This is a genomic window from Paenibacillus sp. 10L310, from assembly GCF_056395745.1.
The window spans coordinates 1-16894 of the sequence record NZ_JBFTKC010000023.1 but is presented as its reverse complement, the minus strand read 5'-3'; the positions used below and the strand labels follow the sequence as shown (position 1 = coordinate 16894).

10 protein-coding genes and 1 rRNA gene are annotated in these 16894 nt (G+C 47.1%); 10 read left to right on the top strand and 1 reads right to left on the bottom strand.

The window, feature by feature from the left end:
- Positions 1-41 precede the first annotated feature (41 nt).
- The 9 genes from AC1DE7_RS28085 to ligA all read left to right on the top strand — a co-directional run bounded on the left by AC1DE7_RS28085 (position 42) and on the right by ligA (position 14318).
- On the top strand, positions 42-3692 hold the full coding sequence (locus AC1DE7_RS28085; protein ID WP_477535643.1) for a DEAD/DEAH box helicase: 3651 nt from the start codon (positions 42-44) through the stop codon (positions 3690-3692).
- Between the two features lie 295 nt (positions 3693-3987).
- Entirely contained in the window at positions 3988-4866 is an 879-nt protein-coding gene (galU, locus tag AC1DE7_RS28080) for a UTP--glucose-1-phosphate uridylyltransferase GalU (RefSeq protein WP_036667709.1), read from the top strand.
- 181 nt (positions 4867-5047) lie between these two features.
- Complete coding sequence (gene rfbC / locus AC1DE7_RS28075) at positions 5048-5596, top strand: dTDP-4-dehydrorhamnose 3,5-epimerase (RefSeq protein ID WP_477535642.1); 549 nt, start codon at positions 5048-5050, stop codon at positions 5594-5596.
- A gap of 54 nt (positions 5597-5650) precedes the next feature.
- Entirely contained in the window at positions 5651-6676 is a 1026-nt protein-coding gene (rfbB, locus tag AC1DE7_RS28070) for a dTDP-glucose 4,6-dehydratase (protein ID WP_076328771.1), read from the top strand.
- Positions 6673-7554, top strand: coding sequence for a dTDP-4-dehydrorhamnose reductase (gene rfbD, locus AC1DE7_RS28065; protein ID WP_477535641.1), 882 nt, complete (start codon positions 6673-6675; stop codon positions 7552-7554). The genes rfbB and rfbD overlap by 4 nt, the downstream gene beginning before the upstream one ends.
- A 134-nt stretch (positions 7555-7688) precedes the next feature.
- On the top strand, positions 7689-8564 hold the full coding sequence (locus AC1DE7_RS28060; RefSeq protein ID WP_477535640.1) for a phosphatidylinositol-specific phospholipase C/glycerophosphodiester phosphodiesterase family protein: 876 nt from the start codon (positions 7689-7691) through the stop codon (positions 8562-8564).
- A gap of 115 nt (positions 8565-8679) precedes the next feature.
- A complete protein-coding gene (gene pcrB / locus AC1DE7_RS28055; protein ID WP_036612366.1) occupies positions 8680-9375 on the top strand; it encodes a heptaprenylglyceryl phosphate synthase in 696 nt (231 codons plus the stop codon).
- A 356-nt stretch (positions 9376-9731) separates the two neighbouring features.
- Positions 9732-12086: a DNA helicase PcrA gene (gene pcrA / locus AC1DE7_RS28050; protein WP_036612363.1), complete on the top strand. Its 2355-nt coding sequence runs from the start codon at positions 9732-9734 to the stop codon at positions 12084-12086.
- Positions 12087-12296: 210 nt separating this feature from the next.
- A complete protein-coding gene (ligA, locus tag AC1DE7_RS28045; protein WP_477535639.1) occupies positions 12297-14318 on the top strand; it encodes an NAD-dependent DNA ligase LigA in 2022 nt (673 codons plus the stop codon).
- Between the two features lie 138 nt (positions 14319-14456).
- Here the strand turns inward: ligA and AC1DE7_RS28040 are convergent, their stop codons facing one another.
- Complete coding sequence (locus AC1DE7_RS28040; RefSeq protein WP_477535638.1) at positions 14457-15830, bottom strand: molybdopterin-dependent oxidoreductase; 1374 nt, start codon at positions 15828-15830, stop codon at positions 14457-14459.
- A gap of 712 nt (positions 15831-16542) precedes the next feature.
- Here AC1DE7_RS28040 and AC1DE7_RS28035 point away from each other — a divergent pair.
- Positions 16543-16894, top strand: a 16S ribosomal RNA gene (locus AC1DE7_RS28035); the annotation flags it as partial.

Sequence of the window (16894 nt, the reverse complement as noted above, 5' to 3'; positions counted from 1 at the left end):
CTTGGGGTTTTTTTACATCATGATACAGGAGGCGAAGAAGCGTGGCGCCATTCACAATTATGGATATCAAATTGCTGTGCGGGGTCACGGCATTCAAGCGCGGAGAAGATTATAACCAATCTGGCAGGGTGACCAATCTGGTGGTCGGTGAGGATCAGCTTCATTATGAAGCTCAGGTACGTGGATCGGAGCGTTATCAGGTTACGGTGGATGTAGATGGATCAGGTGAGATTGTGGCAGGCTGCAGTTGTCCGGGTGATGGCAGGCATTATGACTATTGCAAACATGTCGCTGCTGTCCTGTTGGCTATTCACGAATGGGGTGAGCAGCAGGAGCGTAATGCCACGATTGCTTCGGGGAAGCTTCCTCAACCTGCTCCAGGCCAAGGAGCCAATACCAGTTCCAGTTCAGGTTCCAAGTCCAGGGTTGGGACGTTGGTCGAAGAGAGCATGTGGGAGCGACCGCAGTCCCCTTCACAACGAAAGCAACTGAATGATGCCCCAGAGCGTCCGCCCGTTCACTTTGCCCAAGCAGGTCGGCCAAGCTCAGCTTCGGGGTGGGGCCGCTCGGCAGATAAACCTTCTTACCGTACGGCGGATCAGATTCTGTCTATGTTTGCCAAGGATCGGAGACCGCTGCATGGAAATGATCGTAAATACACTGCCCCTGTCAGCCGTTCCTCCCTGCGGGAAGAATTGCAGGTTCAGTTTATATGTAAGCTGATACAGGTTCACAAGGGTGGTGGGAAACTTGCTCTTGAATTGAAAGTGGGTAACAAACGTCTGTATGTGGTGCAGAAAGTGAAGCAATTCCTGAACTGTATCGAGAAGGGCGAGCCCATGTCATTTACCAAACTGTTCCACTATGATCCATTGATGCATGTTTTCACTCCGCAGGATCAGGCCATTCTCTCGATGCTTATTCGAATGAGACAGAGTGAGGAGGCCTATCGCCAATCCATCTCCGGTTATCTGGGAGCTTCGGACGGACGGGATATACTGATTGCTCCGCTCGTATGGAAGCCATTGCTGGAATTACTACTACAGGCCGACAGTCGGATGGAGGGCACGGGATTTGCCAATGGGCCACTCACACTAGGGGAAGGGGTACTTCCTTTATTTTACCGGATCGCTCAGGGAGCGAATGAAGGGTATCAGCTTGAAATTTCGGGACTGCGTGAGCTGATTCTTCTTCCTGCTTATGATGCCGCCGTGGTGGAAGGACAGTTGCATATGTTGGAGCCGATGCAGATGCGAAGTCTGGAGGACTTGAGTGGGGCGCTCACGTCGTATGGAATCAAGGAAAGCATCGATATTTCGACTCAGCAGGTGGATGAATTCGTACAGCATGTCGTGCCAGAACTGCGTACGCTTGGACATCTGTCCATTGATTCGCAGGTGCGTGAACAGATCGCGGAACCGGAACTTTCACCGAAGCTGTACATTGACTTCTATCGTGAACGTATTACAGCGCGTCTGGAATTCGACTATGAGGTCATGGTTATTAATCCGCTTGCCGAGTATTTAATAGATGAAGAAGAGAAAAAGGTTATTTTGGTGCGTGATCGATACAAAGAGCGGAATCTGATTGAACGGCTTGATCGATCCTTTCTCGAAAGGGATGGTAGTGTTTGGGCGAGCGAACGGGAAGATGCAATATATGATGTCATGTATCATCTGTTGCCTGAGCTTGAGAAACAGGTAGATATCTATATGCCAAACGCCGTGAAGGCGATGGTGCAATCCTATCCAACACCGCCGAAAGTACGGGCAGATTTGGGAAGAGGATTGGACTGGCTGGAGATTTCATTTGAGATGGAAGGTGTGGACGAGCAGGAGCTTCAGGAACTCATGCGTCGCATTGTGGAAAAGAAACCGTATTTCCGTCTCAAGAGCGGTGTCTTTCTTTCACTTGAAAATGAAGGTGCAGATAGCTTCGCTCACATGGCCGATTCACTTGGGCTGGGAGCAGATGACATCAAGAGTAGCCATATCCAGCTGCCAGCTGTTCGGGCGTTACAATTGCCAGGCAGGGACGAAGTTTCCGGTCATGTGAAGTGGGGAGGCTCTCTGAAACGTTTCCTCGATGATCTCAGAGATCCCGAACGGATGGATTTTACATTGCCGGGATCACTGACCCCCATCCTGCGGGATTATCAGAACAGTGGATACCAGTGGCTGCGTACCCTCGCTTATTATCGTTTTGGCGGCATTCTTGCGGATGATATGGGACTTGGCAAAACGTTGCAAAGCATCGCGTATATCACAGCGGTACTTCAGGAGAAGCCTGAGTACAACATTGAGCATACGGGCGGTGATAAATACCGGGAGAGCGGATCATTACGGGGTGGTGAAACGTTGGCGACTACCGACATCGATCCCGAAATTGGGCTCCCATTGGACAAGATGGCATCAGTGAATACAGATGGCCTATGGTCCACGATGCAGCAGGATGGACTGACGATCCGAACGAGGGTCATTCACCCTCCGGTACTTGTCGTGGCGCCTGCCTCGCTAACCTATAACTGGGCCAATGAGTTTGCGCGGTTCGCCCCGCATCTGAACGTACTGATTGCCGCAGGTCAGAAAGAAGAACGAGCCAGCATGCTTTCAGGCATGGATGAGGCAGATGTAATTGTGACGTCGTATCCTCTCTTGCGACGGGATTTGGACACCTATCTCGGCCGAACCTTCCATACGCTCATTTTGGATGAAGCTCAGGCAATCAAAAATGCTTCTTCCCAGACTGCGCAGGCAGTCAAACAAATTCAAGCTCCGCGCCGTTTTGCACTCACAGGTACACCTGTGGAGAACTCGCTGGATGAATTGTGGTCCATTTTTGAAGCGGTATTCCCTGGGTTATTTCCAAGTTACAGAAGATTCCGGGACCTTCCTCCGGAACGGATCTCGCGGATGGTACGTCCGTTTATTCTGCGCCGTTTGAAGAAGGATGTGTTGGAAGAATTGCCTGATCGAATTGAAACGGTACAGCGGTCAGAGCTTACGGTTGAACAGAAGAAATTGTATGCCGCATACCTTTCCCAGCTTCAGGATGAAGCATCGAAGGACATGGAGGATAACGGATTCCAGAAGAATCGTATCAAAATTCTGGCTGGCATCACGCGCTTGCGTCAGTTGTGTTGTCACCCGGCCCTCTTTGTGGAAGGCTATCAAGGCGATTCCGGGAAAATGGAACAGTTGCTTGAAACGGTCGAGGATTGTTTGGCTGCAGGCAAACGAATCCTCATCTTTTCCCAATTTGCGAGCATGTTGAACCTGATTCGTCAGACCCTTGCGGCACAGGGAAGAAACCTATTTTACCTCGATGGTCAGACCCCTGCTCAGAGCCGGGTCGAGATGTGTCACAGATTTAATGAGGGCGAAGCTGAACTGTTCTTAATCTCCCTGAAAGCTGGAGGTACCGGATTAAACTTAACAGGGGCAGATACCGTTATATTATATGATCTGTGGTGGAATCCTGCCGTGGAAGAACAGGCAATTGGCCGTGCCCATCGCATGGGACAGAAACAAGTGGTGCAAGTCATCCGCTTGGTTACCGAGGGTACGATCGAAGAGAAGATTTTGGAACTCCAGCAGCGCAAGAAGGACTTGATTGCCGAAGTAATCGAACCGGGAGACGGGGGATCGACGACCTTATCCGAACAGGATATCCGCGAATTGTTGATGGTATAATGAAGTCCAAGCATCCTAGCAATAAGAATCATTAAATATATGAATCTATACAAGATGGACTAATCATTTACATGATAACGGAGAGGACAGAAATAACCTGAAAAAGCGAAGCGTTCGCCTAAAAGCTTTCTGAAAGAAAGCTGCATCGGAAGCATACGCTATCCCCGGATTTTCCCCTTTAAAAAAGTGAATTAAAAAATCTGGGGATAACAGCGATCGGAAGGTTGTTCTGTCATCGTAGTGTCAGTGTAAATAATCTTTAGTTCAACTTATCTAGCAAAAGGAGTGGGTTCGTGTGCGTATTCGTAAAGCGATTATTCCAGCCGCAGGGCTGGGTACCCGGTTTCTGCCTGCCACCAAGGCGATGCCTAAGGAAATGCTGCCCATCGTGGACAAGCCAACGATTCAGTACATTATTGAAGAAGCCGTAGCTTCAGGCATTGAAGATATCATTATTGTGACAGGTAAAGGGAAACGGGCCATTGAAGATCACTTCGATTATTCTTTTGAGCTGGAGCAGAATCTGGCGGACAAACAGAAGTGGGACTTGCTTAACGAAGTACGCAAACCCTCCGAGATGGCAGATATTCATTATATCCGTCAAAAGGAACCGAAGGGACTTGGTCACGCCATTTGGTGTGCCCGCAAGTTTATCGGCAACGAGCCTTTTGCCGTCCTGTTAGGGGATGATATTGTGGAAGCGGAACATCCCTGCCTGAAGCAGATGATCGATGTCTACGATGAACTGCAATCTCCGATTGTAGGTGTACAGCCTGTTGATTGGAGCGAGGTATCCCGCTATGGGATAGTGGACGGAGAGTTACTGACCCCTACCGATGATCGTGTCTTTCGGGCCCGCCGCTTAATTGAGAAACCAAAGACCGAAGATTCCCCTTCGAACCTTGCTATTATGGGACGTTATATTCTTACACCGGATATCTTTGAGATACTAGGTCAACAATCTGCTGGTGTAGGGGGAGAAATTCAGCTTACGGATGCCTTGTCCCGATTGAATGAACAGCGGCAGATTCTCGCATATCATTTTGACGGACTGCGTCATGATGTTGGTGAGAAGTTGGGCTTTATTGAGACATCTATTCACTACGCATTGCAACGCCCGGATCTACGGAAAGATCTCTTGAAGTATTTGGAACAGGTCGTAAAGAATCAATAAATGGTTTTCCGCATGCCCTTGAAGTCCAGCCGAAGAATGATATCGCGGCTGGGCTTTAATTTATTTTATGGAAGAGTAAATATGAGGGTTATACAGGCCAATGAACAAACACATACCCGACACTGTACATATACATAGTCAATATGAAGAAATGATGTCAACAGCAAAACGGAGGGATGTCATGAAGGTACTTCCGCTGTTTATGGATGGTGCTGCCATATTGGAACCCAAGGTTTATGGTGATCACCGTGGATATTTTATGGAGAGTTATAATGAGCAGGTTCTGCATGAACAGGGGATACAGCACGTCTTTATTCAGGACAATCAATCCTTGTCGGCTGAAGCAGGTGTTCTGCGTGGGCTTCATTATCAGCTTCAGCCCAAAGCACAGACTAAATTGGTGAGGGTTATATCTGGGGCTATATATGATGTGATTGTGGATGTCCGCACGTCATCCCCTACCTTTGGCCAATGGAAAAGTGTCATTCTAAGTGAGTACAACCAGCGGCAACTGCTTGTTCCTCAAGGATTTGCTCATGGATTTTGTACCTTGGTGCCTCATTCCCTGGTAACTTATAAGGTAGACGCCTATTATTCGCCTGAACATGATCGTGGAATTTTGTGGAACGATCCGGCGCTCGCCATTGATTGGCCTGTGACGAAACCTATATTATCGGAGAAGGATCAGAAGCATCCTTTACTGAAAGATGCTGAACTGAATTTCGACTAATTAATCAGACTTTTCAGATACTTCTGTATCTGGAGGCAGAGGGAGAGAGACAGCATGAAACTACTGGTTACGGGTGGGGCTGGATTTATCGGCAGCAACTTTGTGTTATATATGCTTCGTGAACATCCGAGTTATGAAATTATCAATGTGGATGCATTAACGTATGCAGGGAACTTGGAGAACTTGCATACGGTAGAGTCCAATCCCCGATATACCTTCATCAAGGCAGATATTGCAGATGTACAGCAGATGGAAGCTGTTTTTTCTCAAGGCATCGATGTGGTTGTGAATTTCGCTGCCGAGTCTCATGTGGATCGAAGTATTTTGTCCCCGGATATCTTTGTGCGTACCAATGTGATGGGTACTCAGGTTCTGCTGGATGCGGCAAAGAAGTATCAAGTCACCAAATTTGTTCAGGTATCGACGGATGAGGTATATGGATCATTGGGTGCAACAGGGTTATTTACTGAAGATACACCTCTGATGCCAAACAGTCCTTACTCTGCAAGTAAAGCTGGCGGGGATCTGCTCGTAAGAGCCTATCATGAAACCTTTGGATTGCCTGTAAATATTACACGTTGCTCCAATAACTACGGGCCTTTTCAATTCCCGGAGAAACTGATTCCGCTGATTATATCCCGTGCATTAAATGATGAAGCCATTCCAGTATATGGTGACGGCCTCAATATTCGTGACTGGCTTTATGTCGAGGATCACTGCAGCGCGATTGATTTGGTGATTCATAATGGTCAATCTGGAGAGGTATACAACATTGGTGGTAATAATGAACGTACCAATATATACATTGTGGAGAGCGTATTGGAACAACTGGGTAAACCGGCGAGTTTGATTCAATATGTACAGGATCGATTGGGACATGACCGACGTTATGGTATAGATCCTACCAAGATACGTACAGAGCTCGGATGGCAACCTGCACACAATTTTGAGACAGGGATCAAGGAGACGATCCAGTGGTATCTGAAACATCAAGATTGGTGGACTAGAATTCAATCAGGCACATATCAGGACTATGTTCAGCTTCAGTACGGTAAGCGGATGGGTGATTCGTCCAAATGAACTATAGAGTTATGGTGACTGGCGCGGCAGGACAGCTGGGTTATGATGTGGTGAAGACCTTTCAAGCAGAGGGTCATCAGGTATTGGCCTGTGACAAAAACCAGATGGATATTACCGATCAACAGCAGTGCGCAGATATGATTACAACGTTCCGACCTCATATCATTATTCACTGCGCTGCTTATACGGCGGTCGATCAGGCCGAGGTAGATGAAGATACAGCATACGCAATCAATGCATCAGGTACTAGAAATATCGCGGTTGCCGCCGAGAAAGTGAAAGCAAAACTGGTATATATCAGTACCGATTATGTATTTGATGGGAGCGGGAGTACACCTTACCGCGAGTACGATGTAACGAATCCGCAGAGTGTATATGGCAAGTCGAAGCTTGCTGGGGAACGGCTGGTTCAAAGTTTGTGTACGCAATGGTTTATTATTCGAACATCATGGGTGTTTGGCGTGTATGGCAGTAATTTTGTCAAAACCATGCTGGAACTTATGGAGAAACGTCCACAACTGCAAGTTGTTCATGACCAACAAGGTTCGCCTACCTATACGGTGGATCTTGCCCGATTCATTCATATCCTTTCCATAAGTGAAAAGTATGGCATCTATCATGCCTCCAATTCAGGGACTTGCACATGGTACGAGTTTGCAGAGGCAATAAAAGAAGAAGCTAATAAGCAGAGTGGGTTCGAGCCTACAGCCGAACTTACGCCATGCACAACCGATCAGTTTCCGCGTCCAGCCCCTCGTCCTGCATACTCGGTGATGGATCATCTGGCGATTCGAACGAACGGTCTGGAACCTCTGAGACCTTGGCGTGAGGCACTGATTGCGTTTTTGAAAGAGTTGAGTGTACAGCAAAAGGACTGAGCATGTGGAGGGTCCGTGCTTTATTCCCAAACTGCACCCACCATTTAACAGCCGCCTCGGGCGGCTATTTTGTTTTACACCTTATCAATTCGGGTAGTTAGCTATCAAAAAGGTACTGAGGATGTGAATGTGATATGAAACGCATTGCCGCCGTGTTAATACTACTGATCGTTACCGTGGGCACACTCTTTTTCGCCTATGAAAGCGAGAGTGAGGAACAACGGGACGGATTTACCGCTTATAGATTAATCGCCCATGCGATGGGCAGTATTCGTGATCAACCATATACCAACGCCTATGAAGCGATGATTGCCAATTACGAGAAAGGCACACGTGTATTTGAGATCGACTTTATGTTGACATCGGATCGCAAAGCCGTAGCCAGACATGAATGGACCGCTAATATGAGTAAAATGCTAGGACAGGACCAAGAGCTTCCCGAGGAAAAACAGGCCGGAGCGTTGACACATGATGAATTCATGAATACGCCTATTTTAGGCATGTATCAACCCATGGATGCAGACGGTATTATAGATGTACTGGCTAAGTACCCGGATATGTATATCGTAACCGACACCAAGGAACAGAAGGATGAGGATATTCAGCAGGTGTTAAGATCCCTCGTGGATGCAGCCAAAGAACATGACCCATCTGTGCTGGATCGGGTGGTTGTACAGATTTATAACGAACCGATGCTCGAAACGGTGAAAGAAGTCTATGCATTCCCTTCCATTATCTATACGTTATATGCCACACAGGATACAGAAGCTCAGGTTGTTGATTTTGTACAAAAGAATGATATTGATGCCGTGACTATGCCGGAATATAAAGTAAACCAGAATTTCGTCGCCAAGCTGAATAGTGCAGGTTCTGTCACCTACGTGCACACCATCAACGACACTGAACAGGTGGCTAACTATGAGAAATGGGGCGTGTACGGGGTATACTCTGACGTGCTGACGGAGCAGGAGTTGGATGAAATGAATACACGTTTTGCCTGGAAACCGTAAAAATACATTTTTTTCTGTTCCCCTTTTTATACGAACATTGACACTCGCTGCCTGCTGACTTAGACTTAGTTTACAAGCTTTCTAGGATGCAGAAGAACCTCTGGAGGAATGTTCGTTGATAGACATGATTAAGCAGTGGAGACATGTATTTAAGCTTGACCCAGACCGGGAAATTACGGACGAAGAACTCGATCTGGTCTGTATGTCGGGGACCGATGCAATTATCGTTGGTGGATCTTCGGGGATTACCTATGATAACACGGTAGACCTGATGTCCCGTGTGCGTCGTTATGAGTTGCCATGTGTGCTTGAAGTATCCGATCTGGAGGCTGTTGTTCCCGGGTTTGATGGATATTTGATCCCGATGGTCTTGAATGCAACGGACAGCAAATGGATGATTGGGCACCACCAGCAAGCGATAGAGCGTTATGGTTATCTCATCCCGTGGGATCTACTTATTGCCGAGGGTTATATTGTGCTCAATGCAAACTCCACGGTAGCTCGGTTGACTGGCGCAGATACGGATCTGACGACAGGAGCTGCGGTGGCATACGCCCAGGCTGCGGAGCGTCTGCTCAATCTTCCAATCGTGTACATGGAGTACAGCGGAACGTTCGGAGATATGGAGCTTGTTGGTGAGACACACAGACAATTGGATCGGGCACACCTTATCTACGGCGGCGGAATTGATGATTCGGAGAAAGCCGCGCAAGCTGCCCAGGTGGCAGATACTGTCGTGGTAGGTAACATTGTGTACAGCGATTTAACTAAGGCACTTGAGACGGTGTTGGCTGTAAAAGGAACCATTTAATCGGTTTAGTTTACCATTCCCCCATTTTCCCCTTATGATCTGTTAAAATAGAACTTTGCCCTTACTAATTAAGCAATTCGTATACAAGAGTAAGGTTTACACAGAAACGAAGTGTTCTCTCTTGTATTTTTACTACCTTTAAATATAAGTTAAACTAATTTTTACACGAGAACGAAGAGGACAGAAATAAGCTGGAGAAGCGGAGCGTTCGCCTTTATTACCGGATTTTTACCTTTGAAAAAGTAGATGAAAAATCCGGGAATAACAGCGATCGGAAGATTATTCTGTCATCGGAGTGGCAAGTGTAACCTATTAATTTTGCTTTATAGACCAACCAACGAAAGGAGCATGCATGCATGCAACCTGTAAATATACATGATGCCGTTGCACGGCTTAACACCCCTCAACGGCAAGCCGTCGAGGCGACGGATGGCCCGCTGCTGATTATGGCAGGAGCGGGCTCCGGCAAGACCCGGGTGCTGACACACCGGATTGCCTACCTTATTGCAACACGGAAGGCACCCCCGTGGGGCATTTTAGCGATTACATTTACGAACAAAGCCGCCCGTGAGATGCAAGACCGTGTATCCCAACTCGTAGGTGGCTCCCAAGGCCGCGACATTTGGGTATCCACGTTCCACTCCATGTGCGTGCGAATTCTGCGCCGTGATATTGAACGTATTGGTTTTACCTCCAACTTCAGTATTTTGGACTCATCGGACCAATTATCTGTAATTCGTAGCTGTATGAAAGATCAGAATATCGATACCAAGAAATTCGAGCCCAAAGCAGTTCAATCCATGATGAGCACGGCCAAGAATGAACTGATCAGTCCGGAGCAATATGAGAAGCAGTCGGGAGACTATTTCGAGGGTATTGTGGCGAAGGTATATAAGATGTATCAGAAAAAGTTAAGAGCCAACAACTCACTTGATTTCGACGATCTCATTATGCAGACCATTCAACTGTTCAAAGAAGTGCCGGAAGTCCTCGACTTTTACCAAAAGAAATTCCAATACATTCACGTGGACGAGTATCAGGATACGAACCGTGCACAGTACATGCTGTGCCGCATGCTCGCTGACAGTCACCATCACATCTGCGTTGTAGGGGATAGTGACCAGTCGATCTATCGCTGGCGTGGGGCGGATATCAGCAATATCCTGAACTTTGAGAAAGATTACCCTGAAGCAAGTACGATTTTGCTGGAGCAGAACTATCGTTCAACTTCCAATATCCTGAATGCAGCGAATGAAGTGATCGGCCTGAATACAGGGCGTAAACCGAAGAAACTGTGGACGGACAAAGAGGGTGGTTCGAAGATCAAGGTGTACCGTGCGGATTCCGAGCATGATGAGGGGTATTTTGTTACCTCTGAGATTAGTAAAAATGTGAAGAACGGCAAATCCTATCAGAACCATGCCATTTTGTACCGTACCAACGCTCAGTCCCGGGTTATAGAGGAAATTCTGATCAAGTCTGATATTCCGTATCAGATTGTCGGCGGCATCAAGTTCTATGATCGTAAAGAGATCAAGGACATTCTGGCGTATCTGCGCCTGTTATCCAACCCCGACGATGATATCAGTCTTACCCGGATCATTAATGTACCGAAACGTAGCATTGGTGATACAACAGTAGCGAAGCTCGCGGCTGCGGCAGGAGAGCGTGGAATTTCTATTTTCCGTGTACTTCAGGTCGTAGATGATCTTGGTTTTGCTGGTCGTACGCGGAATGCGCTGGTGGAGTTCTATGACATGATCGCTGCGTTGCATCAGATGGTAGAGTATCTGTCTGTAACTGAATTGACCGAGAAGATTCTTGAGATGAGCCAATACCGTCTTGAGATGCAAAATGAAAACACACTCGAATCCCGTGCACGGCTGGAGAACATTGAAGAGTTCCTGTCGGTAACGATGGAATTTGAGAAAAATAATGAAGATAAAACGCTCGTGTCGTTCCTCACCGATCTTGCATTGATTGCTGACATCGACAGCATGAACGATGATGAAGAGGATCAGAGCGACGCTGTTACCCTGATGACCATGCACAGCGCCAAAGGTCTGGAGTTCCCGGTTGTCTTTATCGTAGGTATGGAGGAAGGAGTCTTCCCGCATAGCCGTGCCTTTATGGACAATGAAGAATTGGAAGAAGAACGCCGACTTGCTTATGTAGGAATCACCCGTGCGGAAGAGCAACTGTTCCTGTCTTGTGCCCAGATGCGGACCTTGTTTGGACGTACAACAGCGAACCCGCCTTCCCGCTTCCTGGATGAAATTCCGGATGAGCTGAAGGAAGACACCTCCATGGCTCGTGATCGTTACCGTCGTGGAAGTAGCGGAGGCGGCTCATATGGTGGACGTGGGTTAGGCTCTAGTGGAGGAAGTAACTTCGGTGGCGGCACCAAGCTCTTTGATCACCAAAGTAAAAGCGGTTCATCTGCTACCTCATCCACGCCAACTTCGCGTGTGACCACAAGTGTCTCCCGCCCAACATATTCTACGCCATCATCTGCTTCCAAGCCGGTAGCTTCTGATGGTGAAGCAGGATTCAAGGCAGGAGATAAAGTGCAGCATGGCAAATGGGGGACAGGCACCATTGTTGCGGTCAAAGGGACAGGTAATGATACCGAACTGCAGATTGCCTTCCCGGCTCCGGTGGGTGTGAAACGTTTGCTTGCCGGATTTGCCCCAATTACAAAAGTAGAATAAGAACGAAACCCCCTTTTGTACGATAACAGAGAGAACAGAAATAACTTGAAGAAGCATAGCGTTCGCCTTTATCCCCGGATTTCCACCTTTTAAAATGGATTAAAAGAAATCCGGGGATAACAGCGATCGGAAAGTTAATCTGTTATCACAGTTCAGTGCAATAGGAGTGTTCGTTCTACATAGATCAAATTAACGGAGGGATGGCCCTGTATGGACCCGATGCACCGGATGGAGCAACTCGTTACCGAGCTGAACCAGCATAATTATCAGTACTACACGATGGATCAGCCACAGATCAGCGATAAGGAGTATGATCTTCTGTACGATGAACTGGTTACGCTGGAACAGGAAAGCGGCATGGTTCTGCCTGATTCTCCAACACAGCGTGTGGGTGGCGAACTGCTAAAGGGGTTTACCCCGCATCGCCACTTATCCTCCTTATGGAGTCTGGACAAAGCACAGAATATTGAGCAGCTTCGGAGCTGGAATACCCGTGTACTAAAACTGATTAATGACTATAACAGTAAAAATCCCGATACGCCTTTACCGGAACCAGGTTATGTCATTGAGTTGAAGTTTGACGGATTGACGCTGAACCTGACATACACCAACGGTGAGTTGGTGCAAGCCTCTACACGAGGGAACGGTACCGTAGGTGAAGGTATTTTGGCACAGGTAAGAACGATCCGATCCGTTCCGCTCAAAATTCCTTACACAAGCGGTACGATTGAAGTACAGGGTGAAGGCATCATGAATCTGTCTGTCTTGGACCGATACAATGAGACAGCGGCAGAGCCACTCAAGAATGCGCGTAATGCAGCAGCAGGAGCGCTCCGCAACCTGAATCCGAAGGCGACGGCTGAGCGTCGGTTGAATGCTTATTTTTATAATGTAGGTTATTCGGATGACATTCAGTTTGCCAATCATCAGCAGATGATGGATTTCCTGCGTGAGAACCGCTTCAAAGTTAATCCATCGATTACTTATTTCCATGAGTTTGATGATGTGATGGAACAACTGGCCGCGATTCAGGAGAACCGAGGGCAGCTAGACTATCTGATCGATGGAGCTGTTATCAAAATTACGGACATGCGCACCCGCGAAGTGTTGGGTTATACCGATAAATTCCCTCGCTGGGCGGTGGCATATAAATTCGAGGCGGAAGAGACCACGACGGTTCTTAATGCTGTGGTATGGAATGTGGGTCGTACAGGCAAAGTAACTCCGCTGGCACGCGTAGAACCGGTTGAACTTGCCGGGGTAACGGTACAGAACTGTACTCTGAACAATGTCGGCGATATTGAGCGCAAAAATCTGAAGTTTGCTCTGGGCACACGGGTCTTCATCCGTCGCTCCAATGATGTCATTCCTGAGATTCTGGGTAAAGTGACAGAGGAGAGTGATGGCGAGGAGATCGTCTTCCCTGAGCAATGCCCGGCATGTGGATTCCCACTGGAGCAACGTGGAGCGCATCTGTTCTGTAACAATAGACTTGCGTGTAAACCACAAACGGTGGCACGTATTTCCCATTTTGCTTCCCGTGATGCCATGGACATCGAGACGTTCAGTGAGAAAACAGCGATTCAGTTGTATGATGAATTGAACGTACGTGAGCCTGCCGACCTGTATACGTTACAGTTTGATGATCTGGTGAAGCTGGAGCGGTTTGGGGAAAAGAAAGCGAACAACCTTATCGCTGCGCTTGAGCTTAGTAAAGATAGAGACTTGGCTTCCTTCTTATACTCACTGGGTATTCCGAACACAGGTAAATCGACAACGCGCATGCTCGCTGATCATTATCGAGATCTGCACGCCATTATGAATGCAACCGTGGAAGAACTGGTTGAACTACCCGACGTCGGTGGTATTGTGGCAGAGAGCATCGTAAACTTTTTTGCAGATCCGTTTACACAGGCTGCAATTGAGAAAATGCTTAACTTGGGCGTGAAAGCTCAGGCACCTGAGGCACCAGCCGTTGCTGTTGTGGAAGATTCCTTCTTCAGTGGTAAAACGGTCGTCTTGACCGGAACGCTGCACCAATTGACGCGGGAAGAGGCAACGCAAAGACTGGAAGCGCTCGGAGCGAAGGTGACTGGCAGTGTGTCGAAAAAGACAGGTTTGGTTATTGCCGGAGAGAAGGCAGGTAGTAAACTAACCAAAGCTCATGATCTCGGTATTCCAACGATTGAGGATGAGGATGAACTTGTACGTCTTTTGAACCCACAGGGTTAAAGTGTAATCAGAGAGTTCATAATGAGGAAAAAGAAAAAGGCCCCCGAAGACACGAATATGTGATCGGGGGCTTTTGCTATTAATTGAATTATTTTTACAACGAAAGAACGCTTACCAGTCTTATCTTATCTTATCTGATCATGATCCACTTAAATTGTTAGGGATGCGCTGAGATGCGCCTGTAAGCCATGCATCCTTGTCATATCCTCGTTCTTCCCAGTAACCAATATGTTCGATGTCGATGAGTTCAATGCGATTCAACCATTTTACTGATTTATAGGCATACATCTGAGGAATGACGAGCCGTACTGGACCGCCAAGATCAGCAGGGATAGGTTTGCCATCATGCATGACAGCGACCATAATATCTTCCATTTGTGCTTGATCCATCGTAATGGCATCCGTATACACACCATCACCGGAATAAAACTTCACACTATGAGCTTCCGGTTTGACCCCGGCTTGTTTCAAAAGCTGTGCAAGAGAAATACCTTCCCAGGTATTTTTATATACAGACCAGCCCGTTACACAGTGAAAATCACTAACCTGTACGGTGCGCGCCAGCTTCACGAATTGTTCCCAATTCCAAACTTGTGCCCGTTCAACCAGTCCATCGATTCGGAAAGACCAGTTAGCATTGGAGAAGGATGGTATAGGCGTAACCGTATATACGCGGAAATGACCTTCAGCTCCGCCTCCAATGGGAGGTGAAGAGGCAGACAGCGGTTGTGGCAGAGGAACCATACGGTTAGGGTCGTTCTCCAGCATGCTATCAATACTGTTATCGATCTTGAGATTTCGTCCTACCCAGGATATAAAAGTAGGACCAAGAGTCACGGCGAGACCAACCCCCACAGCAGAACGGATGAAAGCTCGTCGTGTATACAACGGTTGAGGTCGCTCCTCTGATTTGAGGGGATCTCTCTCGGAACTGCGATCAAACTGGGAAGAAGATATAGCAGCCGGAGTTTCTTTTTCATCCGATATTGAATCAGATGGGTCAGCTGTATTTTGAGTTCGTGTTGAAGTTGTAGTGGTTTTAACCGCACGACGTGCAGGATCCTTTAACCATTTGGTCCGAGTGATGGAGTGATAGATAATATAAGGTAAGCCCACCCAAGTCAGCAGGTCATGGATCAAAAGTGCTGCATTCGACCATCGAGGTCCAGCTAGCTTGAACTGCCATAATACAATACCCGAGAGTAGCCAGCCTACCAGCAGCGCAAGAACAAAGATGGTATTCACCCTTTGCCAAGGCCTATTACGAAGCTGTTTCCAGTGCTTTCCGGCCAAAATCAAGTAATATAATACGGGTGCCAGCATAGCTAGCCCAACGATGATATGTAGCCATTTTAACCAGACACGTCCAATTCCAAGTATCTCGCGCCAAAAGCCGCCTACCAGCATAAGACCTGTTATAGCAAGGATCACAACAATCCAGGCATTCCACGCATGGATGGAAACCAACTTTTTGCCGTAACCTTTCCGTCTGTTCTTTAACCATTGCTTCAAGTGCGATCACCCCATATAGGTTAGTAATGAGTTTATTCAGAACTTTGATATGTAATAGCTAGCTGTGAATGGAGTACGTGATCTGTGTAAAGGTGCAATGCGAGATGGTTATAAGATTGTTCATAGGCTACTTATGAAAGTAGTACACTTGACTGCTTAACCTTATCCCTATATCTATATACCTTATTATAGAGTTTTTGGATCACTTTCTTCAAACCATCAGAAGGGCAGGGATCGTTATCCCGATCGGTACTCTAACTAAAACTCATCTAGATCATTATTACTTGTGGTTATAGAAGGGAGTATTTATAGAATTGAGTTATTTCTTTTATATGTAATGCACTTTAAGGGTAGCCTTTCACTTGTTTAGAGAATGCGCTAATCTGTCGAATACAGGTTGGAAACAAGACACCGTAGATGAAGATATCATGATATCAAAAGGTTGATTAAAAATGCTTGCTAAATAAATCACTACGTGATATATTATTTCTTGTCGCTTCAAACGAATGATTGTCATAATCATTTGAAAGATGACGAAAACAAAGTGTTGACAGTAAGTTAGTTAACATGATATGATAAGATTCCTGTCCGGTTGACAAACATCAACATAAACGGACATACAAGTTCCTTGAAAACTGAACAAATGGATAGTAACTTTTGATTCACAATGAATCGTCAGATTCAAAATGAGCTTATCGCTCTTTTCAATACTTTATTGGAGAGTTTGATCCTGGCTCAGGACGAACGCTGGCGGCATGCCTAATACATGCAAGTCGAGCGGACTTGAAGAGAAGCTTGCTTCTCTGATGGTTAGCGGCGGACGGGTGAGTAACACGTAGGCAACCTGCCCTCAAGTTTGGGACAACTACCGGAAACGGTAGCTAATACCGAATAATTGTTTTCTTCGCCTGAAGGAAACTGGAAAGACGGAGCAATCTGTCACTTGGGGATGGGCCTGCGGCGCATTAGCTAGTTGGTGAGGTAACGGCTCACCAAGGCGACGATGCGTAGCCGACCTGAGAGGGTGATCGGCCACACTGGGACTGAGACACGGCCCAGACTCC